Consider the following 24,091-nt stretch of genomic DNA (forward strand, 5'->3'; position numbering starts at 1 on the left):
CCGAGCCGGGCGGCTGCTCATAGTGACGCGGACACCGCTGCGTTGGTCTGCTGGACGCATGACGACCTCGCAACTAGACAGGCCCACCACGCAGCCGGCATCGTCCCGGCTCAAGGGCGTGGTGGCGTTCGTCCTCCTCTCCTACGGCATAGCCTGGGCTAGCATGTTCGGCGCCGCGCTGCTGGGCTTCTCCCTGGTCGATCCCCTGGCGCAGCTGCCGTTCGGCTTCGCCCCGGCCATCGCCGCAATCATCGTGCGGCGCTGGGTGACCCGGGAGGGATTCGGCGACGCGGGGCTCAAGCTGCGGCTGCGCGCCAACTGGCACCTCTACCTCGTGGCCTGGCTGGGGCCGTTCGCCATGGTCGCGGCCGCCCTCGGCATCGCGGCGCTCGCAGGGCTGTGGCAGCCGAGCGCGGCGGCGCTGCCCGAGTGGTCGCTGATCGTGACACTGGTGTTCCTCGTCCCGGTGCTCACCCCGATCTACTGGGGCGAGGAGTTCGGCTGGATCGGCTACCTCCGGCTGCGGATGTTCCCCGGCCGCCCGCTGGCCGCCACGCTTGCCACGGCGGTGATCTGGGCCGTCTGGCACTACCCGCTGGCCTTCCTCGGCTACATCGAGTTCGACAACGTCGCGCTCGGGCTGCTGGTGTGGACCGCATCCTTCGCGTGTCAGGAGATCGTGCTCAGCTGGCTCTGGGTCCGCAGCGGGAGCATCTGGCCGGTCAGCCTGGCGCACGCCGGCAACAACATGGTCCTTGCGCTGCTGACCGGCATGGTGCTGACCGAGGGGGCGGGTCTCGGCGTGAACACCGTCACCGTGCTGGTGGCCTGCCCCATCGCGGCAGCGGCGCTCTGGGTGCTCGCCAGCGGAAGGCTCCGGCCGGCGCGGCCCTGACCAGGCGAAATGGGACTTTCGGCCCTGTTGGCAACGACCCGGGCCTGGGCATATTGGTCGTTACCGGGGAAACCCGGCGACCAGGCTCGAGGATGCAGTGGCCTTGACGACCATCAGGCCGCCAAAGACCTAGCAGTCGAAAGATTGCAAAACATTCTCGGGCCAGGCCTATGTCTGAGCCCGTTTCCGCTGGTCACGGGGTCCGTGCGTGTTTTGTGCCGCTATGGCGACACAAAGTACTCACGGGCCGTTACCAGCGGGAACAGCACATTTCGCGGATCAGTTCCACTGGGCGAGGACCGTGACGGTGCCCGGATCCACCTCGGTGAAGCCCGCGTCGCGCACCATGCCCACCCGCGCCTGCCGCCAGGCCGTCTCCGGATCGTCGCGCGGGTGCAGGCGCGCCCAGGTCGCCGCGTCGGCCCGCCGGACCGAGCAGCGGAACCCCTCCGCCGCCCAGCCCTCCAGCTCGGCGTCCAGCCCCGCCCCGTGCAGCAGCGAGGCCAGGATCATCGTCGCGTGCCCCACCTGCGCCGCGGACTTCCCGGCGCTCATCGGCACGTCCGGGTTCAGCCACAGCGTCGGCACCCCCGGCAGCGGCGCGCCCGGGTCGTCCGCCTCCAACTCGCTGCCCGAGATCTGCAGGCGGCTGAGCTCCTTCGGCATGTCCGCCACCCGCATCGGCAGGAACGCCCGCGCCTCGGCATCGCCGACGCGCACCGTGCGCCCGGGCAACGACTGCACCGCTTCCCAGTGCACGCCGCGCGCCCGCCGCGCCACCTTGCGGATGCGCCCGGAGATCCAGTTGTGCATGGCCTCGTGCCACTCGCCGCCCGGCTTGCAGCGCTCGTCGAGGCACACCTCGATCGCCGCCGCGGCGGCCGCCTCCAGCAGCGCCGTGCGCTCCGGCGGCTCGCGGCGCTCGATCCGCAGCACCATCGGCATCAGGACCACGTTCTCCGGGTCCTCGTCCGAGGTGTCGGCGGTGGCCGCCTCCGGCAGTGCCAGCCACGAGGCGTACCGGGCGATCAGCGGATCCAACACGGAGTGGGAATCAGACACACCTGGATTATCCGATCCCGCGCCACCGGTATTCCGCGCGGCCGACGACGTCACACGTCCAGCGGCACCCGCCGCAGCACGCCGTCCTCGGTGTCCGCGGCCTCGATCTCGGCGCGGGTGACGCCGAGCACGAACAGCACGGTGTCCAGGAACGGGTACGACAGCGCGGTGTCGGCGACCTCCCGCAGCGCGGGCTTGGCGTTGAACGCCACGCCGAGCCCGGCGGCGGAGAGCATGTCGATGTCGTTGGCGCCGTCGCCGACCGCCACGCACTGCGCCGCGGGCACCCCGAACGACTCGGCGAACCGGCGCAGCGCCTTGGCCTTGCCGGCCCGGTCCACGATCTCGCCGATCACGCGGCCGGTGAGCTTGCCGTCCACGATCTCCAGCTCGTTCGCGGCGCTGAAGTCCAGCCCCAGCTCGTCCACCAGCTGGTCGATGATCTGGGTGAACCCGCCGGACACGACGCCGGTGTGGAAGCCCAGGCGGCGCAGCGTGCGGATGGTGGTGCGGGCGCCGCGGGTGAGTTCGAGCTCCGCGGCGACGTCGTCGAGCACCGACGCGGGCAGGCCCTCCAGCACCGCGACCCGCTGCCGCAGCGACTCGGCGAAGTCCAGCTCGCCGCGCATGGCCCGCTCGGTGACCTCGCGGACCTCCTGCTCGCAGCCGGCCCGCGCGGCCAGCATCTCGATGACCTCGCCCTGGATCAGCGTGGAGTCCACGTCGAACACCACCAGCCGCTTGGCCCGGCGGGCCAGCCCGGTGCGCTCGACGGCCAGGTCCACCCCGGTGCGCGCGGCCAGGTCGGCCACCGCCGAGGTCAGCGCGTCGTCCGAGCCCTCGCCGTTGTCCGGGGCGCTGACCTGCAGCTCCAGCCCGGTCACCGGGTAGTCGGCGACGCGGCGGATGGAGTCGATGTTCACGTCGAGCTCGGCGAGGCCGCGCGCGACGTCGCTGAAGTTCCGGGCGGTCACCGGCTGGCCGAGCACCACGACGACGTGCGTCGAGCCGAGCTTCGCGGCGCCGCCGTCCTCGGTGCCGATCGCCACGTCGACGGTCATGCCGACGGTGGCCATCGCCTGCTCGACGGCCTCCTGCAGCTGCTCCGGGTCGCGCTCGGTGGACACGAGCACGCCGAGCACCAGCCGGCCGCGGATCACCACCTGCTCCACGTCGACGATGTCCACGCCGTGCCGCGTCAGCGCGGCGAACAGCACGGAGGTGACCCCCGGCTTGTCCTTCCCGGTCACGGTGATCAGCACGGTGGTCGCGTTCACGGCTGCGATTCTTCCTCTCTCGGCCCCATGACAACGTTAAGCCCCGGCGGGGCATGCCCGCCGGGGCTCATCGTCGAGCTAGCCCCACCCTGGCACAGCTTCGCCGTGCGGGGCTAGCGCGCAGGTCACTTCTCCGCGTCGTCCGACGTGCCGACCGCCGGCTTCTCCTCGTGCTTGTGGGCGAGGGTCTTGCCGGTGAGGCTCAGGTGCGCCTCCAGCCGCATCCGCTCCGAGATGTGCGGGTAGTGCAGCTCGAACGCCGGCCGCTCGGAACGGATCCGGGGCAGCTCGGTGAAGTTGTGCCGCGGCGGCGGGCAGGACGTCGCCCACTCCAGGGAGTTGCCGTAGCCCCACGGGTCGTCGACCGTGACGACCTCGCCGTAGCGGTAGCTCTTGAACACGTTGTAGAGGAACGGCAGCATCGAGGCGCCCAGGATGAACGCGCCGATCGTCGAGATCGTGTTCAGCATGGTGAAGCCGTCGGACTCCAGGTAGTCGGCGTACCGACGCGGCATGCCCTCGTTGCCCAGCCAGTGCTGCACCAGGAACGTGCCGTGGAAGCCGATGAAGGTCAGCCAGAAGTGCAGCTTGCCCAGCCGCTCGTCCATCATCCGGCCGGTGATCTTCGGGAACCAGAAGTAGATGCCGGCGAAGGTGGCGAACACGATCGTGCCGTAGAGCACGTAGTGGAAGTGGGCCACCACGAAGTAGGTGTCCGAGACGTGGAAGTCGACCGGCGGCATGGCCAGCAGGACACCGGTGAGACCGCCGAAGAGGAAGGTGACCAGGAAGCCGACGCTGAAGATCATCGGCGTCTCGAAGGTCAGCTGCCCCTTCCACATGGTGCCGATCCAGTTGAAGAACTTCACACCGGTCGGGACCGCGATCAGGAACGTGGTGAACGCGAAGAACGGCAGCAGCACCGCGCCGGTGGCGTACATGTGGTGCGCCCACACGACGACCGACAGGGCCGCGATGCCCAGCGTGGCCAGCACCAGACCGGTGTAGCCGAACAGCGGCTTGCGGCTGAACACCGGGAAGATCTCCGAGACGATGCCGAAGAACGGCAGCGCGACGATGTAGACCTCGGGGTGGCCGAAGAACCAGAACAGGTGCTGCCAGAGGATCACGCCGCCGTTGGCCGGGTCGAACACGTGCGCACCGAGGTGGCGGTCGGCCATCAGGCCCAGCAGCGCGGCGGTCAGGATCGGGAACGCCATCAGGATCAGCAGGCTGGTGACCATGATGTTCCAGGTGAAGATCGGCATCCGGAACATCGTCATGCCGGGCGCGCGCAGGCAGACCACGGTGGTCAGCATGTTGACCGCACCGAGGATGGTGCCCAGACCGGAGACCGCCAGGCCGGCGATCCACATGTCCGCGCCGTGACCCGGCGAGTGCAGGGCATCCGACAGCGGGGTGTAGGCGAACCAGCCGAAGTCGGCGGCGCCACCCGGCAGCAGGAAGCCGCTGACGACCATCAGGCCGCCGAACAGGTACAGCCAGTAGCCGAGGGCGTTCAACCGCGGGAACGCGACGTCCGGCGAACCGATCTGCAGCGGCAGCACGTAGTTCGCGAAGCCGAACAGGATCGGCGTCGCGTACAGCAGCAGCATGATCGTGCCGTGCATGGTGAACAGCTGGTTGTACTGCTCCTGCGAGAGGAACTGCATCCCCGGGACGGCGAGCTCACCGCGGATCAGCATCGCCATCAGGCCGCCGACCAGGAAGAACGCCATCGACGTGACCAGGTAGAGGATGCCGATTTGCTTGTGGTCCGTGGTGCGGAACATCCGCGCCAGGAATGACCCCTTGACCGTTTTGCGCACCGGATAGGGGCGCGTGGCGATCGGCTGTGGCGCGACGGCCGTCACGGTGCCTCCTGCACTCCCTTTGAAGCCTCTTCGAACCCGACTAGGGCTCGCCCGACCCGGTTGGGTCGGTTGACAGCATGCGACACCCTGCAGGACCCCTGCAGCACACGTCAGTCGCGATGCCTGCCGACTGCGGATACTAGTCCGGGCGCCCGGCCGCAGTTCGGCCGGGCCGTAGCCACCCTATTCATTGCGACGTGCCCAGTCACGCGTAGTGAGATCAACTCGACAGCACGCGCACGGCGGGTGGTTCCCGGCGACGTCGGCCGCACGCGCCCGCGGGGCGCCGGTTAGCCTACGGGGCAATAGGTCCGGCAGCCCAGCTGCGATCAGCAGCTACCGATCAACGGGCCGCCCTGGGACGACGTCCACCAGATCCTGGAGGGGAAGCACGTGCGGAGGAGCACGATCATCGGCGCCGTGCTGGCCGGCGGTCTCGCACTCGCGGGCTGCACGCCGAGCGAGGAACCCAGCGACCAGCCCCCGGCCCCGGGCACGCCGCCGCCCGCGACCGCGCAGCAGCACGTCGGGCAGGGGCACGCCCCGGCCGGCGAGCACACCGCGACGGACCGCGAGTTCGCGCAGCAGCTGCTCGCCAACCGGCAGCAGGTCGTGAACCTCGCCGAGCTGGCCGGCACCACCGCGCAGAGCGCCGAGGTCAAGGCCCTCGCCGCGGAGTTCAAGCAGGCGGCTCAGCCGCAGGTCGACCAGCTGACCGCGTTCCTGAACTCCGCCGCCGGTCAGCAGTCCGGCAGCTCCCCGGAGGACGAGGCCGGCGACTCCGCCGACGCGGGTCTGCAGACCGACCAGCAGCTGCAGCAGATCTCGAAGCTGTCCGGCGCGCAGTTCGACCAGCAGTGGAAGCAGGCGATGCTGTCGCTGCAGCAGGGCGCCGGGAAGCTGGCCCGCACCGAGCAGGAGGAAGGCTCCGCGCAGCAGATGCGCAAGCTGGCCGAGGACCTCGTCGCCGAGGAGCAGCAGACCGTCACGAAGCTCAACGCATTGAGCTGACGCGACGCGAAGACGCGAAGGGCGCCTTCCGCCGGGCAACCGGCGGGAGGCGCCCTTCTCCTTCTCCTCCCGCGGAGCCGAAGAGCGTCTCCAGCCGGTCCGCACCGGCCGAAGACGCCCTTCGCGCTTAGCCCGATCAGATGGATCTCCGCAGCGCCGCCAGTGATCTTCGACGCGTCCCCGCTCCAGAAGGCCGCTCGGGATGCGGCGCGGGCGGATTTCCGTCTTCTCCGCGGCGAGGCCGCTCAGTGCAGAACGTCGTTTCCCCACGAGAACGACGTGAAGATCACATCGAGACGTCATCACGTCATTCCGCGACGGCCGCCTCGCGCTGACCCGACTCGGCGGGCTTCGCCGCCCGGACCAGCAGGAATTCCGCACATCAGGGGATCGGCGGGTGTGCGACCGGCCGCCGCGGGCCAGTTCCGCGCTTTCCCTTCCGCTCCCCGCGACCAGAACCTACTATGAGTAGCCTACTGACCAGTAGATAGCTCGCTGGCCGCACGAACCTAGGGAGTGCTCATGCCGAACGTGTCCGGGAAAGTCGTCCTGATCACCGGCGCCGCGCGCGGGATCGGCGCGCAGACCGCGCGGGAGCTGGCCCGGCGCGGTGCCCGGCTCGCCCTGGTCGGCCTGGAGCCCGACGAGCTCGCCGCCGTGACCGCTGAACTGGGCGACGGCCACTTCTGGGCCGAGGCCGACGTGACCGACCCCGACTCGATCGAGGCCGCCGTGGCCGCCGCCATCGAGCGGCTCGGCCGCCTCGACGTGGTCATCGCCAACGCCGGGATCGCGCCGATCGGCACGGTCCGCCACTCCGATCCGCGCGCGTTCGTCAAGGCCGTCGACGTCAACCTCAACGGCGTCTTCCACACCGCCCGCGCCACCCTGCCGCACCTGATCGACCGCCGCGGTTACCTGCTGGTGGTCTCGTCGCTGTCGGCGTTCAGCCCGACCGGCGGCATGGCCGCCTACACCGCGAGCAAGGCGGGTTCGGAGGCGCTGGCCAGCGCGATCCATTCGGAGGTGGCGCACCTCGGCGTGGCGGTGGGCAGCGCGCACCCGTCGTGGATCGACACCGACATGGTGCGCGACGTCGCGAAGGACCTGCGCACCTTCGAAGCGATGCGCAAGCGGCTGCCGTGGCCGATGCGGGCGACCACCAGCGTCGAGGACTGCGGCAAGGCCTTCGCCGACGGTGTCGAGCGCCGCGCCCGCCGCGTCTACGTCCCGCGGGCGATCATGCTGATGCACTGGCTCCGCAACGTGCCGTCCTCGCGACTCGCGGAGCGGCTCATGCTCCCCATCCTGCGCCGCCTCATCCCGCAGCTGGAGCAGGAAGTCACCAGACTCGGCCGCTCCCTGAGCAAGCGCCACCAGAAGCTCCAGGGCTGATGCCGTGCGTGCTTTTGCGTTGCCATAGAAGCTTGTTTCCAGACGCACCTTGCGTGGCAGCCGATTCACCACGTCGGGGCTGTCCTCGCGAGAAGGCACCGGAGAACCCGCGGCGGCGCAAGCGCCGAAGGTGGGCCAAGCGGCTGCGCCGCTTCAAAGACAAAGGCAGCACAAAGCACGCACGGGTCCGAACGGTTGGGACCGGTGGCCGGGTTGTCTGACGCGGAAGGCGGCCCCGGCCACCGGAGTCTCAACGCGAGCGCTGCTCGCCGACCAGCGGGCCCACCCGCCGCCGGAACGGCGCCGCGAGTTCGCGCTGCCGCTCCCGCTCGACCTTGGCGATCAGCAGCCAGACGGTCTGGTCGTTGCGGCCCGTCGCGCTGTGCTGCGGACGACCGGGCGTCGCCGCAGCGATCCAGCTCGGCGCGCGGACCAGGATTCCGCCGACCGTCGCGCCGATCGTGTTGCACACGACGTCGTCGGTGGACGCCACCCGGCCGGTGACGGCCAGGAACTGGACGAGCTCGATCGAGCAGGCCAGCACCAGCCCGCCGAACGCGATCTTGACGATGCTGTCGAACCACCGGACCCGCTGCGGCACCAGCACACCGAGCGGCAGCAGCAGGACGAGGTTCCCGACCAGCTGCACCCAGGGCAGCGAGTCGCCGGGGTCGGCGGCCAGCGCCATCGACACGTCCTTCCCCAGGTCCGGCCGGACCGGTTCGGCCGCCGGCCGCTGGGGCGTGAAGACGAGGTATGCCACGCAGAGCACCGAGAGGACCAGCACTCCGTCGATCAGCGGGCCCCACCGCACGGATCTTTCCGTCAGGTAGTTGCGCACCAATGCCGATCCGAGCGCCGCCGCCACGGCGACCGGGAGCAGAACGGTGACCACTGGTACGAATCCGTCGAATGCCACGAGAATCTGCTGCACGTTCGCCGCACTTCCTCTGGCCGCCAGCGCCAGGACGACGCGGCCACCGGAAATCCACAATGGATCACCGGATGACCTGGAACCGTTGGGAACTCTCATTTCCAGCGGTCTGCGTTGACCGGTACCTGCAAGGGATCAGGGGCTGGCGGCGGCCGGACATCGCCTCGGGGTCCGCCGACGCCCGGCCGCCGATGAGCCCTGCCGCGAAGTCGCGGCAGGCCGGGGGTGTTCCGGTGGCGGGACGATCCGGCCGGTGCGGTGACGCCGCCGCTGTCGGGGTCCGACGAGCGTCTGCCGCATGACCTACCTCCGCCACTCCCCCGCACTGCTCTGGTAAAGATCCGAAATCAACTTGGTTGCGTTCGAACCTAACCGCCGTCCCAGAACCCACCAGGACCATGGCAAAAACCCGCCACCTCCGCCACTGGTGTCCACTGAGGATGGACGGACCACCAGAAGGGCACCCCGAACAGGGGTTTCGACAAGAGGGCCGCCGTTACACAACGCGATGGAGGATAATTCCCACAATTCCCAAACGGGAAACACCGCGAATCCTCGTGAATTCCGGGTAACGCGCGGTGAACGGCGGCGGAATATCGGAGAATCGCCCGACCGGTGCGAAGTCGAGCCGACCCTCCCGCGCCCGGCTGCCGCGGCGATGCGAAAAATCATGTGCTCTCCGGAATCCGGTCCTGCTAGCCTTGGGTCCGTTCGTGCTCGACGACGCAGGTGGAACGGGAGGTGAGATTCAATGGTTGCCCTGGTGATCGCTGCTGCACGCAGCGCCCGGACCGTTCTCACGTCCCGAGTCCCGGTCTGATGCGCCGTCTTCGCTGACAGGTCCGCCCGCGCTGCGGACGTGTCTGCGCGCGCCTCCACCGGGACTCCCATCACCAGGAGTTCCCTCCGTTGTCACACAACACTTCCGCACATCCAGGCGATCTCGCTTCCTTCGGCTGGGACGAGACGCTCGACCAGTCCTTCTCCGAGCACCGAGCGGCCGGGCTGATCCCGGCGCGCGTCATCGGCGTCGACCGCGGTAGCTGCGACGTCATCACCGCCGACGGACCGATGCGCGTCGGTACGCCCTCGACTCCGGCCGATCCGCTCCAGGCTCCGTGCACCGGCGACTGGGCCGCAGTACGCCCGGGCGCAGATCCGCGGCTGGCGGTCCTGCTCCCCCGGCGCAGCGCCATCGTGCGATCGAGCGCGTCGCGTTCGTCGCACGGGCAGGTGCTGGCGGCCAACGTCGACACCGCGGTGGTGGTCGTTCCGGCGGTGGAGCGACCGAGCCCCGGCCGGATCGAGCGCCTGCTCGCGCTTGCTTGGGAGAGCGGCGCGGTTCCGGTCGTCGTCGCGACCAAGGTGGACCAGGCCGAAGACCCCGAGCGGCTGATCGCCGAGCTCGCGCTGCTGGCGCCCGGTGCCGAGACCATCGCCACCAGCGTCGTCACTGGCGAAGGCATCGACCGGCTCAGCGGCCTGCTGACCGGGACGGTCGTGCTGCTCGGCCGGTCCGGGGCGGGCAAGTCCACGTTGGCCAACGCCCTGCTCGGCGCCGACCGGCTGGCCACCGGCGCCGTCAGGGAGCAGGACGGCAAGGGGCGGCACACCACGGTGCGCCGCGAGCTGATCCCGCTGCCGGGCGGCGGGGTGCTCATCGACACCCCCGGCCTGCGCGGCGTCGGGCTGTTCGACGCGGACGAGGGCCTGGAACGGGTCTTCGCCGAGATCGAGGAACTCGCCCGCGGTTGCCGGTTCGCGGACTGCGGCCACGACACCGAACCCGGCTGCGCGGTCCAGACCGCGATCGCCGCAGGCGAGCTCAGCGCCCGCCGGCTCGACAGCTACCGCAAGCTCCAGCGGGAGAACGCCTGGGCGGCGTCCCGCGCGGACGCCCGCCTGCGCGCCGAACGCGACGACCGCAAGAAGGCCATCACCCGGCATCTGCGTGCCACCTACCGGTTCCGGGGCAGGAAATGACCGCTGACCGACCGGATCGAACTTCCACGACCACGGAGAGAGCCGCTGTGAACGACAACAGTTCGCACGCCGCGGACCACGATGCCGTGCGCGACGCGTTCTTCGCGTTGCACCACGGCCTGCCCCGGCAGGGACCCGGATCCGACGCGACCACCCGGCGCCTGCTCGAACTCGCCGCACCACCCGAGGCGCCCCGGGCGCTCGACATCGGCTGCGGGCCGGGACGGGCGTCCCTGCTCCTGGCCGCCGAGGCCGGCGCCCGGGTAACGGCCGTCGACCTGCACCAGCCGTTCCTGGCGGAGTTGCGCGCCGCCGCGGAGGCGAGCGGGGTGGGTGATGCGATCGACACCGACGTGCGGACGATGGCGGAATTGCCTTACCCGGACCGGAGTTTCGACCTGGTCTGGGCCGAAGGTTCGGCCTACAACATCGGTTTCGACACCGCGCTGGCGTCCTGGCGGCGACTGCTCGCCCCGGGTGGCGTGCTGGTCGTCACCGAGTGCGAATGGGCTACCGACGATCCAGCTCCCGAAGCCCGGGCGTTCTGGGAATCGCACTACGCGCTGCGCACGACCGAGGCCAACACCGCCGCCGCGATCCGGGCCGGCTACGAGGTGTCCGCGATCTACCACCTGCCGGGGACGGACTGGTTCGACGAGTACTACACCCCGCTGGCCGAGCGCATCGCCGCGGCCGACCTGACCGCGCCCGGGATGCGGGAAGCGGTCGCGGCCACCCGGTCCGAGATCGAAATCCGCCGGGCGCACGGCCGCGACTACCGCTACACCGGCTACGTACTGCGCCCGGATCACGAGGAGAGCACCGAGATGTGGACCACCCGACCGGAGACCGAAGCCGACATCCCCGCGATCCGCGCGGTCAACCTCGACGCCTTCCCGACCGCCTTGGAGGCGGACCTGATCGAGGCGCTGCGCGCGGACCCGGCGTGGATCGACGGGCTGTCCATCGTGGCCGAGGACGCGAACGGTGAGGTGGTCGGCCACTCGCTGCTCACCCGCAGCCACGTCGACGGCTTCCCGGCCCTGACGCTCGGCCCGTGCGCGGTGCTGCAGCGCTACCAGAGCACCGGAGCCGGCTCGGCGACGATCCGGGCCGGGCTGGAAGCAGCGCGCGCGATGGGCGAGAAGCTGGTCCTGGTGCTCGGGCACCCCGAGTACTACCCGCGCTTCGGGTTCAGGCGGGCATCGGAGTTCGGGATCGGCCTGACGATCGAGGTCCCGGACGAGGCCATGATGGCCCTCCCGCTCGACCCGGAAGCCGAGATCCCCAGGGGCAAGGTCCACTACCCGACCCCGTTCGGCATCTGACCGGAGACAGCTGAAACGACGAGAGCCCTGCTCACCTGGCGAGGGGGGCGGGGCTCTCGTCGCGCTCAGTCCTTCTTGCGGCGGAAGAGGCTTGGGATCGGGTCGTAGCGGCGGTCCGCCGCCCGCTCCCCGAGTTTCCTGGCGCGACGGTGTCCGGCGTGCCCCGACTCCGCAGTCGATGACCGCAGTTGATCAGGTTCGCCCGTCCCGGGCAATATGGTCGCCAACCGCCACGGAGGTTGGCGGTAGAGCCATCAGCGGACGCAACTCCTCCTCGTTGACCAACACGCCTGGTACGACTGGGCGTGGCCACGAGCTTGCGTACCCCAAGAGCAGCGGGATGCCGATATGAACGCGTCGAACCTGTGGATCCAGGACATCGAAGAACTGAGATCGCTGGGCACCAAGAACATCCGATTCGTGGGCGAAGACCTGGCGGATGCGGCGGAGAAGGCGAAAAACCTGCGGATCTCCCACGCCGCTTTCGGCGATGAAGAGGTGAGCCAGCTCGTTTCCCGCACTTACGACCACGTTCGCAGCTCGTTGCAGGCCGCTGTCAGCAAGACGAGCGATCAGGTCCGGAAGGTCGCGGATGCGGTGGTCGACATCGCGGACCACCAGGTGAAACTCCAGGAAAAGATCATCAACTAACTCCCTGCCAGGCACCGGCGTCCCGAGGAAACCACGATGACCGACGTTTCAGCGCTGCTCGCATTGACCAATCAGTCCGGACTGCCCCTGCTCACGGCGGCCGCCAACACGGTCGGCGTCAAGGATCCCGCACCTGAAGCGATCAAGCTCCTCTCGCCAGAGCCCGGAGAACTCGAAACCCGGGCCGAAGAGTGGAAGAAGGTCGCCGAGCTCATCGACGAGCACCGCGATGAGCTGGACCGCAACAGCCAACGCGCGATGAGCATGTGGCGTGGCCAGAGCGCGACCGCCTTTCACGACTACCTCACCGAGCTCCTGGAAGTGATCGACAACCAACGCAGCGCGGCCGAGCAGATCGCGGAAGCGCTCGTCGACATCAAGAAAGCGCTCGAAGACGCGAAGTTCGACACCGGCGAGGCGATCGGCGTCGCAACCATGGGAGTGCTCGGCGCGATCTTCGGCGCCATCGGCGGCGCGGCCGCTGCCAACGCATTCGCGGCGATCACCGCCGAGGTTTGGGTACCGCTCGTGGTGTCGGCGATCGTCGGTGCGCTCACCACGCTGATCGGCACGCTCGTCACGATCGGCGCCAAGCGGAAGAAGAAGCTGCTGGAACTGGAGGCCAAGCTCAAGGAGTTCGGGGAGCTCTCCGAGAAGAAGAGCTTGCAGGACGTATTGCCGCCCGCCTCCCCCGAGTTCGTCGGTGTGAGTCTCGGCTCGATCGACTTCTACTCGGCCAACCAGCAGGGCCGGGCGAAGTAAGTCCGGTCGGCCACCAGCACGCGGAGGAAACGCAGATGAACCACGACGAACAGCGCTTCGGCGAGCACACCGACCAGATCGCGGCGATCGCCGAGGAGATCCGCAACAAGATCGCCACGGTCCAGGCCTGCGATGGCGAAGTGGAGGTGCGCGCCATGGCGACCGGACACGTCGTCGACCTGACGATATCCCCGCTCGCAATCAGACGGTACGACGCCGCCGCCTTGTCCGGGCAGCTGCTGGCAGCAATCCAGTCAGCGACGGCAGAAGCCGCGAACATGCAGTTGGAAGCGCTGCGCCCCGCTATCGGGGAGGCCCGCAGCTTCCGCCAGTTGTTCGAGCTGGCCGGAACCGAACCGCAGGAACGAGAGCCGGCGAAGCTCCCGTCGAATCGCGAATCCGCAACGCACTCCGATGATTTCGACGACGACTACGCACAAACGACATACTTGCGTTGACGGCTTTCCGGACAGCATGGAGAGGCGAGAGCCTCGTTCGACCGGCAAGTTCCGGCGAACGAGGCTCTCGCCCTGGAATGGAGGCGCTCAGTCCTTCTTGCGGCGGAAGAGGCTGAGGATCGGGTCGTAGCGGCGGTCCGCCACCCGCTCCTTCAGCGGGATCAGCGCGTTGTCCGTGATCTGGATGTTCTCCGGGCAGACGTCCGTGCAGCACTTCGTGATGTTGCACAGGCCGAGGCCATGCTCGCCGCGCGCTTCTTCCGGGCGGTTCTCGGCCGCGTCCAGCGGGTGCATCTCCAGCTCCGCCACCCGCATCAGGAAGCGGGGCCCGGAGAACGCCTGCTTGTTGTCGTCGTGGTCGCGGATGACGTGGCAGGTGTTCTGGCACAGGAAGCATTCGATGCACTTGCGGAACTCCTGGGAGCGCTGCACGTCCACCTGCTGCATCCGGTACTCGCCCGGCTCCAGCCCCTCCGGCGGCGCGAACGCCGGCACCTCGCGGGCCTTGGTGTAGTTGTAGGACACGTCGCAGACCAGGTCCTTGATCAGCGGGAACGTGCGCATCGGGGTGACCGTGATCGTCTCGGACCGCTCGAACGTCGACATCCGGGTCATGCACATCAACCGGGGCCGGCCGTTGATCTCCGCCGAGCACGAGCCGCACTTGCCCGCCTTGCAGTTCCACCGCACCGCCATGTCCGGGCACTGCGTGGCCTGCAGCCGGTGGATGATGTCGAGCACGACCTCACCCTCGTTGACCTCGACGGTGTAGTCGCGAAGCGCCCCGTCGGACGGACCGCGCCACACCCGGAAGTGCGCCTGGTAACCCATCTACAGCCCCTTCACCTGGACGTCCGCCAGTTCTTCCTCGGTGTAGTACTTGCGCAGCTCCTCGACCTTGAACAGCGTCAGCAGGTCGTCGCGCATCGGCTCCTGCGGCTGCTCGACGACCTCGATCCGCTCGTGGCCGACGCTGCATACCAGCAGCTTGCGCCGCCAGTTCGGGTCCATCCCCGGGTGGTCGTCGCGGGTGTGGCCGCCGCGGCTCTCGGTGCGCAGCAGCGCGGCGCGCGCCACGCATTCGCTGACCAGCAGCATGTTCCGCAGGTCGAGGGCCAGGTGCCAGCCCGGGTTGAACTGCCGGTTGCCCTCCACCGCGAGGTGCTCGGCGCGCGCCCGGAGGTCCCGCAGCCGCTCCAGGGCCTGCCGCATCTCCGCTCCCTTGCGGATGATCCCGACCAGGTCGTTCATCGTCTGCTGCAGTTCGGCGTGCAGCGCATAGGGATTCTCCGCGTTCGGCGAGGCCGCGGAGGCGAACGGGTCCTGCGCGCGCCGCGCCGCGGCGTCCACATCGGACTCCGCGATCGCCGGGCGGCCTTCGAGACCCGCGATGTACTCGGCGGCGCCCGCACCCGCGCGGCGGCCGAAGACCAGCAGATCGGACAGCGAGTTCCCGCCCAGCCGGTTGGAGCCGTGCATCCCGCCGGCCACCTCGCCGGCCGCGAACAGGCCCGGCACCCGGGACGCCGCCGTGTCCGGGTCGACCTCCACGCCGCCCATCACGTAGTGGCAGGTCGGCCCCACCTCCATGGACTCCGCGGTGATGTCCACGTCGGCGAGTTCCTTGAACTGGTGGTACATCGACGGCAGCCGCCGGGTGATCTGCTCCGCGGGCAGCCGGGTCGCCACGTCGAGGAACACCCCGCCGTGCTGCGAGCCGCGGCCCTCCTTCACCTCGTTGTTGATCGCGCGCGCCACCTCGTCGCGCGGCAGCAGCTCCGGCGGGCGGCGGTTGTTGTCCGGGTCGTCGTACCAGCGGTCGGCCTCGGCCTCGTTGTCCGCGTAGTTGTCCTTGAAGACCTCGGGAATGTAGTCGAACATGAACCGGCGGCCCTCGGAGTTGCGCAGCACTCCGCCGTCGCCGCGCACCGACTCGGTGACCAGGATGCCCTTCACGCTCGGCGGCCAGACCATGCCCGTCGGGTGGAACTGCACGAACTCCATGTTGATCAGCGACGCCCCGGCCCGCAGCGCCAGCGCGTTCCCGTCGCCGGTGTACTCCCAGGAGTTCGAGGTCACCTTGAACGACTTGCCGATGCCGCCGGTGGCGAGGATGACCACCGGCGCCTGGAACAGCACGAACCGGCCGGACTCCCGCCAGTACCCGAAGGCCCCGGAGATCCGCGCGGAATCCTTCAGCAGCTCGGTGACCGTGCACTCCTGGAAGACCTTGATGCGGGCCTCGTAGTCGCCGTGCTCGGCGTGGTCCTCCTGCTGCAGCGACACGATCTTCTGCTGCAGCGTGCGGATCAGCTCCAGGCCGGTGCGGTCGCCGACGTGCGCCAGCCGCGGGTACTCGTGGCCGCCGAAGTTGCGCTGGCTGATCCGGCCGTCCGGGGTGCGGTCGAACAGCGCGCCGTAGGTCTCCAGCTCCCAGACCCGCTGCGGTGCCTCCTTGGCGTGCAGCTCCGCCATCCGCCAGTTGTTCAGGAACTTCCCGCCGCGCATGGTGTCGCGGAAGTGCACCTGCCAGTCGTCGCGGGAGTTGACGTTGCCCATCGAGGCGGCGATGCCGCCCTCGGCCATCACGGTGTGCGCCTTGCCGAACAACGACTTGCACACCACGGCCGTGCGCAAGCCCTGGGAGCGCGCCTCGATCGCCGCGCGCAGACCCGCGCCGCCGGCGCCGATCACGACGACGTCGTACTCGTGCCGTTCGATCTCCACCATCGACTTCCTTCTGCTTCACAAGCGGCGGCAGCCGCTTGCGGTGTGGGACTCGGCTTGCACCGCCGCGGGTTCTCCGGGGCGGTGCGAGCTAGTTGAACAATCTGGGGTCCGGGAACGCGCCGCTGGCGACCAGCAGCACGTAGAGGTCGACCAGGGCCACCGACACCAGCGACGACCAGGCCAGCAGCATGTGCTTGCCGTTGAGCCAGGTCACCTTGGTCCAGAACCAGTAGCGCACCGGGTGCTTGGAGAAGTGGTTGAGGCGGCCGCCGATCAGGTGCCGGCAGGAGTGGCAGGACAGCGTGTACGACCACAGCAGCACCACGTTGGCCACCATCAGCAGCGTGCCCAGCCCGATGCCGAAACCGCCGTCGGCGCCCTGGAAGGCGATCACCGTGTCGTAGGTGAGCACCGCGGCGACGACCAGCGCCGCGTAGAAGAAGTAGCGGTGCACGTTCTGCATGATCAACGGGAACCGGGTCTCGCCGGAGTAGCGGCGGTGCGGTTCGGAGACCGCGCAGGCCGGCGGCGACGCCCAGAACGACCGGTAGTAGGCCTTCCGGTAGTAGTAGCAGGTCAGCCGGAAGCCGAGGACGAACGGCAGCACGAAGATCGGCGGCGGCACGAACGGCCCCAGGTCCGGCGCCGGCTGCCCCCAGTGGCTGGAGCCGGGCACGCAGGCCGTGGACAGGCAGGGCGAGTAGAACGGCGCCAGGTAGTGGTACTCGGGAACCCAGTACCACTGGTTCATGAAGGTGCGGATCAGGCCGTAGACCACGAAGGCCAGCAGCCCGAGGAAGGTGACCAGTGGCGGCAGCCACCACCGGTCGGTGCGCAGGGTTCGCACGGAGATCCGTGCCCGGCCTGAGGCGGAAGGTGGTGCGGACATTCGCAGACCTCGTTGTCTAGATTCGTCCGGCGGTGCTCACCTGAGGTCGCTCATTGTGGATCAACGGCCTCGACCCAGGTAGTCCCCCAACCGGCGCAACCCGGTGGTGGCCTTCCCCCGATCAAGCGAGATGCGGGGGAGCTTCTCCCCCGCATCCGGGCCGGTCCACTGCGGACAGGCGAGCGGTGCCGACTGGCGGCGTGCAGTGCCTGCGGCGGCCTAGTGCGGGGCCCGCCCGCCCAGCCCCTCGTCGTCGGCGTCGCGCCACAGCGACGGGTCGTAGGGGGTGTCGGGCACGATCACCACGTCCTCGGCGGACTCGGTGCTGCGCCGCTGCGTGGGCATGGTGCCGGAGAGTTCGGCGATGTCTATGTCCAGTCGCTCCACATCGTTGTGGATCCGGCGCACGGCCGGGGCGTCGCCGTAGCGCGACCGCAGCGCACCGACGCTGCTGCGGAGCTGCGCCAGGACGCGCTGGAGATCGGCCAGTTCGGTCGTCGTCGAGGCCATGGGCGAACACCTCTTCCGCCTAGCGGGGCCAGTACCGCACCGACTCTGCCCCCAATGACGGAATGTGACAAGTGCCACACTGTAGATCTTGCTCGAATTCCCCCACCGGGGTCAGGCGACCTCAAAACTCGTGAGTGCTTTGGGGCGCAATGGCACCCCAAAGCACTCACGAGCCCCCTCGCCGAGATCAGGTGTCCTGGTCTTCGTCTTCTCGGGGGTTCTTGCGGCGGTCCCGGTAGACGATCACCGCTACCACCGCCACCACCGCGAACGTCGGGACGAAGAACGGGACCGCCGTGATGATCGGGTGGCTCGCCAGGACCAGGTCCGCCGACGCCGACGTCATGCCGTGCCGTCCGCGAGCCGGGCGACCCGGACCGCTCGGTGCTTGGCCCGGCGGGCCGTCGGCGGGCCCGAGATCGCGCGCGAGACCCGCTGCGCTCCCCAGCCCAGCGACACCACCAGCGCCACCGAGCACGCCAGCACCACCAGCGACGCGCTGACCCACAGCCACGGCGGGATGCCCAGCTTCGTCTCGCGCTGCAGCACCTGCCATTCCGGTTGGCCGTCGCGGGTGAACTGCGGTTCCGCGACCAGTTCGGGCAGCCCCAGCGCCGCGTCGGCCGGCATGTGGATCGGGAACGCGAGCATCGCGCGGCCGTCGTGCAACCGCAGCAGGGTCTTGCCCGTCCCGTCGACCGGCACCGGGTCGGCGGTCCGGTAGTGGCCGTCGCCGATCCGCCGCAGGTGGTCGACCTGCAGCGTGCCGCCCTGCCAGCTGGTCACCGCCAGCCACGTCGGGTCCTGGGCGATCGCGGGCGGGTCCAGCCGCACGTCCGCCTGGCCGGTCCGCTGGTCCAGCGCCATCGTCGCGCGCACTCCCGCGGGCGCGGTGCCGATCAGCCCGTTGGTGACGCCCAGCGCGATCGCCAGCAGGGCGCCGCCGAACACCGCTCGCCGCACCGGCAGGCTCGGCAGCTCGCCGCGCAGGGCGCACACGAGCAACGCCCCGAGCAGGCCGCCGCTGACGCCGCCGACGACGGCCATGAGCACGCCCTCCAGCAGCATGTCCGGCGTCCACGGCATCACGAAGGCGAACTGCGTCCACACGTATTCACTGGCGAACCCGATCGTGCCGATGAGCAGGCCGGACACCGTGCCCAGCGCCAGCGGCCTGCGCAGCAGGGCGACCGCCGCGACCTCCACGCACAGCGCCTCGACGACGTACAGCGGGACGGCCGCGAACAGCTCCCCGATCACCGGGCCGACCAGGACCGAGACGCCGCCGCGGATAAGGACGTAGAAGCCGACCGCGAACAGCGCGCCGCCCCGCCCGACCCACATGCGGGCGACCACCAGCGCGCACCCGGCGGCGACGGCGATCAGCAGCGGCTGGTGCACCAGCCGGAACTGCGGGACGCCGAAGTCGAACTCGGCTTGGAAGACCGACAGCCCCGCGAGCATCCCGCCGCCGATCATGCCGCGCCGCACGTAGCAGGCGAGCATCGTCTCGGCCCGTCCGGTGCGGACGAACCGGCCCTCGCGCTCCAGCAGGGCGAGGGCGATCAGCGACAGGCCCGCGCCGCCGATGAGCATCAGGTGCGTCGGACCCCAGAGCGTGACGTCCTGGCCGAAGATGCGATGCCAGACGTCGTCGAGCGGGAAGCCCAGCAGCGCGTAGAAACCCGCGCCGGCCAACAGGATTCCGCTGGTCGGCGCGTACCAGTCGCGGGTGATCCGCACCGCCGCGCGACCGGGGCGCTCGCCCAGCGGCAGCACCATCGCCAGCATGCCCGCGGCGAACAGGCCGAACAGCCCGAACAGGATCGGGTAGTGCGCGATGTTCGCCAGCGGCCCCTCGTCGCGGCCCTGCGTGATGTGCAGCGAGATGTCCCAGTACATGCCCAGCAGCGCGAGCACCAGCGAGCCGAATGCGAGCTGCATCGGCAGCGCCGCCCAGCCGGGCAGCCCGCGGAGGAACCAGGAGTGCTCGGAGCGCTCGGCGAGCCGCGCGAGCAGCTTGGTGCGACCGGTGCGGTGACCGTAGCCGAGCAGGAGCAGGAGCGCGGTGAGCAGCGTCGCGCTTCCCGAGGCGATCAGGATCTGGTCCAGGGCGGCCCCACCGGCCGGGCGGGTGTCCGGCAGCTGCTGCATGAGCGAGGTCATGGCAGTAGTGGAACACGCAGACCTAGACAATGTCACGCCCTAATGTGACATTGACTGTTGTCACGATCTGGACTTCACCTGAGCGGCCCATGGAGGATTCATGACGACCGCGCGAGGCTTCGGATTCGCCCTGCTGGCCGGCGCCGCACTGCTGTCGGCCTGCACGGCGCCTCCCGCCGCCGAACCGCCCGCGCCGCAGGCCGAGTCCTCGGCGTCGAGCGTGGTCTCGGCGGAGTTCGAGGTCGTCGACGGCCAGGCGCGCGGCCCGTCGGAACGGCTCCAGGCGCCGCTCGGCGGCCTGGTCCGGCTCACCGTCCGAAGCGACGAAGCGGACGAACTGCACGTGCACGGATACGACGAGTCCGCACAGCTCCGCCCCGGCGAGCCGGCGACCATCGAGTTCCGCGCGGACATCTCGGGCGTGTTCGAGATCGAGCTGCACCATTCCGGCTCGGCGTTGCCCAGCCTGGTGGTGCGGTGAACTTCCTGGCCCACGGGCTCGGCGGCCGCACCGACCTGCCGCTCAACGGCGTCGCGGCGATCATCGGCGGCGGCATCGCGGTGGCGATCTCGTTCGCGGCGCTGGCGAAGCTCTGGTCGCGGCCGTGGCTGAACCCCGACGCCGGGCGGCCGCTGCCCTTCCTGCGCTTCGTCGACTCGCCCGGACTTCGTTGGGTGGCAAGGATTCTCACGCTCGCGCTGGCCGTCGTCGTGGTGGCGGTTGCGTTCTTCGGGCCGCCGGAGACGGAGCGGAACCTCGCGCCCTGGGCGCTGTACGTGACGTTCTGGGTCGGCCTGGTGCCGCTCAGCGCGCTGTTCGGCCCGGTGTGGCGGATCGTCAATCCACTGCGGACGCTGCATTCGTGCCTATCCGTCGTGAGTGGCAATGGTCGTCATGGCGACCATTGCCACTCACGACTGGGGTACTGGCCCGCCGCGGTGTGGCTGGGCGCCTTCGTGTGGCTGGAACTCGTCCTGCCGGCGCGGTCCGATCCGCGCGTGGTCGGCGGTGGGATCGTCGGCTACGCGGTGGTGAACCTCGTCGCAGCGCGGGTTTTCGGGTCGAGCTGGTTCGCGCGCGGCGACGGCTTCGAGGTGTACGCGACGCTGATCGCGCGGCTGTGCCCCATCGGTCGTCGCAGCGATGGCGCGCTGATCCTGCGCAATCCCCTGGCCGGGCTGGTGCGCACCGACGACGAGCCGGGCCTGGCGGCGGTGGCGTGCGTGCTCATCGGCGCCACCGGGTTCGACGGCCTGACCAGGACGACCTTCTGGCAGTCCGGCGGCGTCCTCGGCGACACGCTCGGCCTGCTCGGCTCGATCGCCGCCGTCTCGGCGCTCTACGCGATCGCGATGCGGCTCAGCGCCCTGGTCTCGCCCGCGCGCGGGCTCCCCGGGCTGTTCGCGCCGACGCTGCTGCCGATCGCGCTCGGCTACGCCATCGCGCACTACTTCTCGTTCTTCCTGCTGGAAGGGCAGACGACGCTGATCCTGGCCGGCGACCCGTTCGGCACCGGGCTGGACCTGTTCGGCACCCGCGACCACGCCATCGACTACCGGTTGGTGTCGCCGGAACTGGTGGCGATGGTGCAGATCAACGCGATCGTGCTCGGCCACATCGCCGGCACCGCCGCGGCCCACGACCAGGCCCTCCGCCTGTTCCCGCCGAAGCAGGCCCGCCGCGGCCAGCTCCCGGTGATGATCGCGATGGTCCTGCTCACCTGCACCGGCCTGCTGCTCCTCCTGTCCGGCTGACGTTCCACTGTGGATTTTCGATCGATCCGCGCATGCGACGAGCCGGAGGCGAACACAATCACGTCATGACCCGGTGGAGAGTTCTTGCCGCAGCCTCAGCGGTGCTGTTCCTGTCGTCGGCATGTGGGAGTTCGGAACGCCAGGAGCAGGCGGCGCTGGCCACAACGGCGTGCCAGGTGCAGGTGCGCAGCGAACTGGAGCGGCAGGGGACGCCGAACGCCCGGTTCAGCAGTAGCTCGGTGGCCGACGGAAAACCTGACGGCTGGATCGTGCAGGGCCTCGTCGACGTCGACGAGGCGACCCGGAGCTACGAGTGCCGCGTCGTGCCGTCCGCGGCGGACAAGCTGCGCGGCAAGGAGGTCGTCGACGTCTCGATCACCTGATGACCGATCCGTCCACTGTGCTCGATCGGGCGGTTTCCACCGCAATTTCAATGGAAATTGCGGGTCCGATTTCCATTGAAATTGCGGAAACGGAAGGTGGGTTCCGCGAGGTGGAATGGCGGCGAGGGGGTCGCGGCTCAGGACGCGATCGCGGCGAGGCCGGCGAGCAGGGGTTTCAGGCCTAGGTCGAACTGCTCGTCCAGGCCGTGGTTCCGGGTCTCCCGCGCCGCCGCCACCACGTGCGGGAACTCGGCCTCGGGCAGGGCCGCCATCGGCGAGCCTCCCGCCGAGTCCGCCTTGTCGACCAGGTCGAGCTGGGCGAATCCGATGGCATAGCTGAAGACCAGGCGCGAGCCGCCGACCATCGCCGCCCCGCGCAGGCCCGCGTCGTGCAACGCGGTCATGACGGCGTCCGGCAGGCGCAGCGCCACCGGGTCGCTGTACTCCCGCAGCGCCAGCAACGGCGTTGCGTTGGGATGCCGGAAGACCAGCGCGCGGATGCCGTGCGCCAGCGCCGCGATCCGCTCCTGCCAGGGCAGCGCCGCGTCCGGCAGTTCGACCGCGGCGAGCAGGCGCTCGATGACCAGGCGTTCCAGCTCCGAGCGGTCCGCCACGTGGTGGTACAGGCTCATCTTGCCGACGCCGAGGCGCTCGGCGACCGCTCGCATGGACAGCCCGTCGTGACCCGACTCGTCGAGCACCTCCAGCGCGCCCGCCACGACCGCGTCGCGGGTCAGCTTCGGCGGCCGCCCGCGCCGCCTCGGGGCATCCGGCGTGGTCACGAGCCCAACCTAACGCACCTCCTCGACCGGGCCGACACCAGCTGCTAGATTTTTCGTCTATCCGACGAAAAATAGGAGGGGCGGATGCGCACCAAGTACGGGCTGGTCCTGTTCACCGACTCGTTCGGGAGCGGGGCGAGCGGCCGCGAGGTCTTCGAGTGGTCGCTGGAATACGTCCGCGAGGCCGAGCGGCACGGCTGGCACGAGGCCTGGACGACCGAGCACCACTTCAACTCCCGGGCCCAGAACCCGTCGGCCCTGGCGATGGCGGCCTTCCTGCTGGGCCGCACGAACCTCGGCGTCGGCACCGCGGTCTGCGTGCTGCCCAACCACCACCCGCTCGCCCTCGCCGAGCAGGCCTCCGCGCTCCAGCACCTCTCCGGCGACCGGTTCACGCTCGGCGTCGGGCGCGGACAACCGCTGGTGGACCTGGAGATATTCGGCACCGGACTGGAGGGCTTCCGCGACATCGACGAATCCGTGGCCCTGCTCGACGAGGCGTTGCGGCAGGGGCGCGCGAAGGGCGGCGGCGAGCGGTACCGCTTCGACGAGGTGCGGATCGTGCCGGCGCCGGAAACGTCCCGCGCGCCGTTCGTGCTGGCCTCGTCATCGCCGGAATCCGCGCGATCGGCCGCGCGCCACGGGCTTCCGGTGCTGCTCAGCCCGTTCATCGACGTGGCGGCGAAGCGCGCGGTGCTGGACGCGCACGCCGCGGCGGCGGCCGAATCCGGCCACCGGCTGGACCCGCTGGACAACATCGACTCGGCGTACTTCGCCATCGCCGACGAAACCCCGACCGCGAGGCGGCTGCTGGCGAACGGGATCGCCGAGCTGAACCTGCAGATCTCCCGCGAGGCCGTGCCGCTGGTAGAGCGTCCGGCGCCGACCGCCGCGCAGGCGTTCGACGAGGCCGCCGCGCTGGCCGACTGCCACATCGCGGGCGACGTGGCGGAATGCCGCAGGCAGCTGGCCGACCGGGTCGCGACCCTCGGCGTCGGGCGCGTCCTCCTGATGCCCGAAGGCGCCGGGTCCCGCGAAGCCGCGTTGCGCACGATCCGCGAAGCGGAGAAGGTCTTCGCGGACTAGGGAGTCGTTCCAGGAACGCTCGGCCGAGGGCACCCGGTGGCGATTTCGCGCGAAATCGCCACCCCCCCCCCCCAGGTCACCGTGGTAGGAACGGAAAAGGGGCCCCCCAAAGCGGAAAAAAACAAACGGGGGGGGCGGTGAGGGGGGGAGCGGGCCGCGC

General features: G+C 69.8%; 23 protein-coding genes. 12 read left to right on the forward strand and 11 right to left on the reverse strand.

Features of this window, described 5'->3' with window-relative positions; all coding sequences use genetic code 11:
* Positions 1-58: 58 nt before the first annotated feature.
* On the forward strand, positions 59-895 hold the full coding sequence (locus tag ACWEV3_RS40460; protein WP_452618981.1) for a CPBP family glutamic-type intramembrane protease: 837 nt from the start codon (positions 59-61) through the stop codon (positions 893-895).
* A gap of 279 nt (positions 896-1,174) precedes the next feature.
* Here ACWEV3_RS40460 and ACWEV3_RS40465 read toward each other — a convergent pair whose 3' ends face one another.
* The 3 genes from ACWEV3_RS40465 to ctaD all read right to left on the reverse strand — a co-directional run bounded on the left by ACWEV3_RS40465 (position 1,175) and on the right by ctaD (position 5,108).
* Positions 1,175-1,957, reverse strand: coding sequence for a peptidyl-tRNA hydrolase (locus ACWEV3_RS40465; protein WP_452618982.1), 783 nt, complete (start codon positions 1,955-1,957; stop codon positions 1,175-1,177).
* A 50-nt stretch (positions 1,958-2,007) separates the two neighbouring features.
* Entirely contained in the window at positions 2,008-3,234 is a 1,227-nt protein-coding gene (gene serB / locus ACWEV3_RS40470; protein WP_132482465.1) for a phosphoserine phosphatase SerB, read from the reverse strand.
* A 125-nt stretch (positions 3,235-3,359) separates the two neighbouring features.
* Complete coding sequence (ctaD, locus tag ACWEV3_RS40475) at positions 3,360-5,108, reverse strand: aa3-type cytochrome oxidase subunit I (RefSeq protein ID WP_358576338.1); 1,749 nt, start codon at positions 5,106-5,108, stop codon at positions 3,360-3,362.
* 393 nt (positions 5,109-5,501) lie between these two features.
* Here ctaD and ACWEV3_RS40480 point away from each other — a divergent pair, with 393 nt between their 5' ends.
* Both ACWEV3_RS40480 and ACWEV3_RS40485 read left to right on the forward strand, forming a co-directional pair.
* Positions 5,502-6,119 (forward strand): DUF305 domain-containing protein, encoded by a 618-nt coding sequence (locus ACWEV3_RS40480; protein ID WP_452618983.1) that lies wholly within the window; start codon positions 5,502-5,504, stop codon positions 6,117-6,119.
* 522 nt (positions 6,120-6,641) lie between these two features.
* Entirely contained in the window at positions 6,642-7,514 is an 873-nt protein-coding gene (locus tag ACWEV3_RS40485) for an SDR family oxidoreductase (RefSeq protein WP_452618984.1), read from the forward strand.
* A 250-nt stretch (positions 7,515-7,764) separates the two neighbouring features.
* Here the strand turns inward: ACWEV3_RS40485 and ACWEV3_RS40490 are convergent, their stop codons facing one another.
* A complete protein-coding gene (locus ACWEV3_RS40490) occupies positions 7,765-8,448 on the reverse strand; it encodes a VanZ family protein (protein WP_452618985.1) in 684 nt (227 codons plus the stop codon).
* 909 nt (positions 8,449-9,357) lie between these two features.
* On the opposite strand from ACWEV3_RS40490, the gene rsgA reads away from it, so the two are divergent.
* The 5 genes from rsgA to ACWEV3_RS40515 all read left to right on the forward strand — a co-directional run bounded on the left by rsgA (position 9,358) and on the right by ACWEV3_RS40515 (position 13,630).
* The gene (gene rsgA / locus ACWEV3_RS40495; protein ID WP_452618986.1) at positions 9,358-10,431 is read left to right on the forward strand and encodes a ribosome small subunit-dependent GTPase A; all 1,074 of its coding nucleotides are present in this window, start codon (positions 9,358-9,360) and stop codon (positions 10,429-10,431) included.
* A 47-nt stretch (positions 10,432-10,478) separates the two neighbouring features.
* Entirely contained in the window at positions 10,479-11,759 is a 1,281-nt protein-coding gene (locus tag ACWEV3_RS40500) for a GNAT family N-acetyltransferase (RefSeq protein ID WP_452618987.1), read from the forward strand.
* A 420-nt stretch (positions 11,760-12,179) separates the two neighbouring features.
* Positions 12,180-12,410 (forward strand): hypothetical protein, encoded by a 231-nt coding sequence (locus tag ACWEV3_RS40505; protein ID WP_452618988.1) that lies wholly within the window; start codon positions 12,180-12,182, stop codon positions 12,408-12,410.
* A 36-nt stretch (positions 12,411-12,446) separates the two neighbouring features.
* Entirely contained in the window at positions 12,447-13,172 is a 726-nt protein-coding gene (locus tag ACWEV3_RS40510; protein WP_452618989.1) for a WXG100 family type VII secretion target, read from the forward strand.
* Positions 13,173-13,207: 35 nt separating this feature from the next.
* Complete coding sequence (locus tag ACWEV3_RS40515; protein WP_452618990.1) at positions 13,208-13,630, forward strand: YbaB/EbfC family nucleoid-associated protein; 423 nt, start codon at positions 13,208-13,210, stop codon at positions 13,628-13,630.
* Positions 13,631-13,717: 87 nt separating this feature from the next.
* Here ACWEV3_RS40515 and ACWEV3_RS40520 read toward each other — a convergent pair whose 3' ends face one another.
* The 6 genes from ACWEV3_RS40520 to ACWEV3_RS40545 all read right to left on the reverse strand — a co-directional run bounded on the left by ACWEV3_RS40520 (position 13,718) and on the right by ACWEV3_RS40545 (position 19,925).
* Entirely contained in the window at positions 13,718-14,461 is a 744-nt protein-coding gene (locus ACWEV3_RS40520) for a succinate dehydrogenase/fumarate reductase iron-sulfur subunit (RefSeq protein WP_452618991.1), read from the reverse strand.
* Positions 14,462-16,360, reverse strand: coding sequence for a fumarate reductase/succinate dehydrogenase flavoprotein subunit (locus ACWEV3_RS40525; protein WP_452618992.1), 1,899 nt, complete (start codon positions 16,358-16,360; stop codon positions 14,462-14,464).
* 88 nt (positions 16,361-16,448) lie between these two features.
* Positions 16,449-17,249, reverse strand: a complete 801-nt coding sequence (locus ACWEV3_RS40530) for a hypothetical protein (protein WP_452618993.1) — start codon at positions 17,247-17,249, stop codon at positions 16,449-16,451.
* A 219-nt stretch (positions 17,250-17,468) separates the two neighbouring features.
* The gene (locus ACWEV3_RS40535; RefSeq protein ID WP_358576321.1) at positions 17,469-17,759 is read right to left on the reverse strand and encodes a hypothetical protein; all 291 of its coding nucleotides are present in this window, start codon (positions 17,757-17,759) and stop codon (positions 17,469-17,471) included.
* Between the two features lie 187 nt (positions 17,760-17,946).
* Complete coding sequence (locus ACWEV3_RS40540) at positions 17,947-18,105, reverse strand: hypothetical protein (protein WP_452618994.1); 159 nt, start codon at positions 18,103-18,105, stop codon at positions 17,947-17,949.
* Complete coding sequence (locus ACWEV3_RS40545; protein ID WP_452618995.1) at positions 18,102-19,925, reverse strand: hypothetical protein; 1,824 nt, start codon at positions 19,923-19,925, stop codon at positions 18,102-18,104. Before ACWEV3_RS40545 ends, ACWEV3_RS40540 begins: the two co-directional genes overlap by 4 nt.
* 100 nt (positions 19,926-20,025) lie before the next feature.
* On the opposite strand from ACWEV3_RS40545, the gene ACWEV3_RS40550 reads away from it, so the two are divergent.
* The 3 genes from ACWEV3_RS40550 to ACWEV3_RS40560 all read left to right on the forward strand — a co-directional run bounded on the left by ACWEV3_RS40550 (position 20,026) and on the right by ACWEV3_RS40560 (position 22,063).
* On the forward strand, positions 20,026-20,406 hold the full coding sequence (locus ACWEV3_RS40550; protein WP_452618996.1) for a hypothetical protein: 381 nt from the start codon (positions 20,026-20,028) through the stop codon (positions 20,404-20,406).
* Positions 20,403-21,680 carry a hypothetical protein gene (locus tag ACWEV3_RS40555; protein ID WP_452618997.1) on the forward strand — a complete coding sequence of 426 codons (1,278 nt, stop codon included), beginning with the start codon at positions 20,403-20,405 and terminating at the stop codon, positions 21,678-21,680. The genes ACWEV3_RS40550 and ACWEV3_RS40555 overlap by 4 nt, the downstream gene beginning before the upstream one ends.
* Before the next feature lie 65 nt (positions 21,681-21,745).
* Complete coding sequence (locus tag ACWEV3_RS40560; protein ID WP_452618998.1) at positions 21,746-22,063, forward strand: hypothetical protein; 318 nt, start codon at positions 21,746-21,748, stop codon at positions 22,061-22,063.
* Between the two features lie 137 nt (positions 22,064-22,200).
* On the opposite strand, the gene ACWEV3_RS40565 is transcribed toward ACWEV3_RS40560, so the two are convergent.
* Positions 22,201-22,845, reverse strand: a complete 645-nt coding sequence (locus tag ACWEV3_RS40565; protein ID WP_452618999.1) for a TetR/AcrR family transcriptional regulator — start codon at positions 22,843-22,845, stop codon at positions 22,201-22,203.
* An 84-nt stretch (positions 22,846-22,929) separates the two neighbouring features.
* Here ACWEV3_RS40565 and ACWEV3_RS40570 point away from each other — a divergent pair, with 84 nt between their 5' ends.
* Positions 22,930-23,931 (forward strand): LLM class flavin-dependent oxidoreductase, encoded by a 1,002-nt coding sequence (locus tag ACWEV3_RS40570; protein WP_452619000.1) that lies wholly within the window; start codon positions 22,930-22,932, stop codon positions 23,929-23,931.
* The last annotated feature ends 160 nt before the right edge of the window (positions 23,932-24,091 follow it).

The sequence above is a fragment of the Saccharopolyspora sp. NPDC003752 genome, assembly GCF_053605825.1.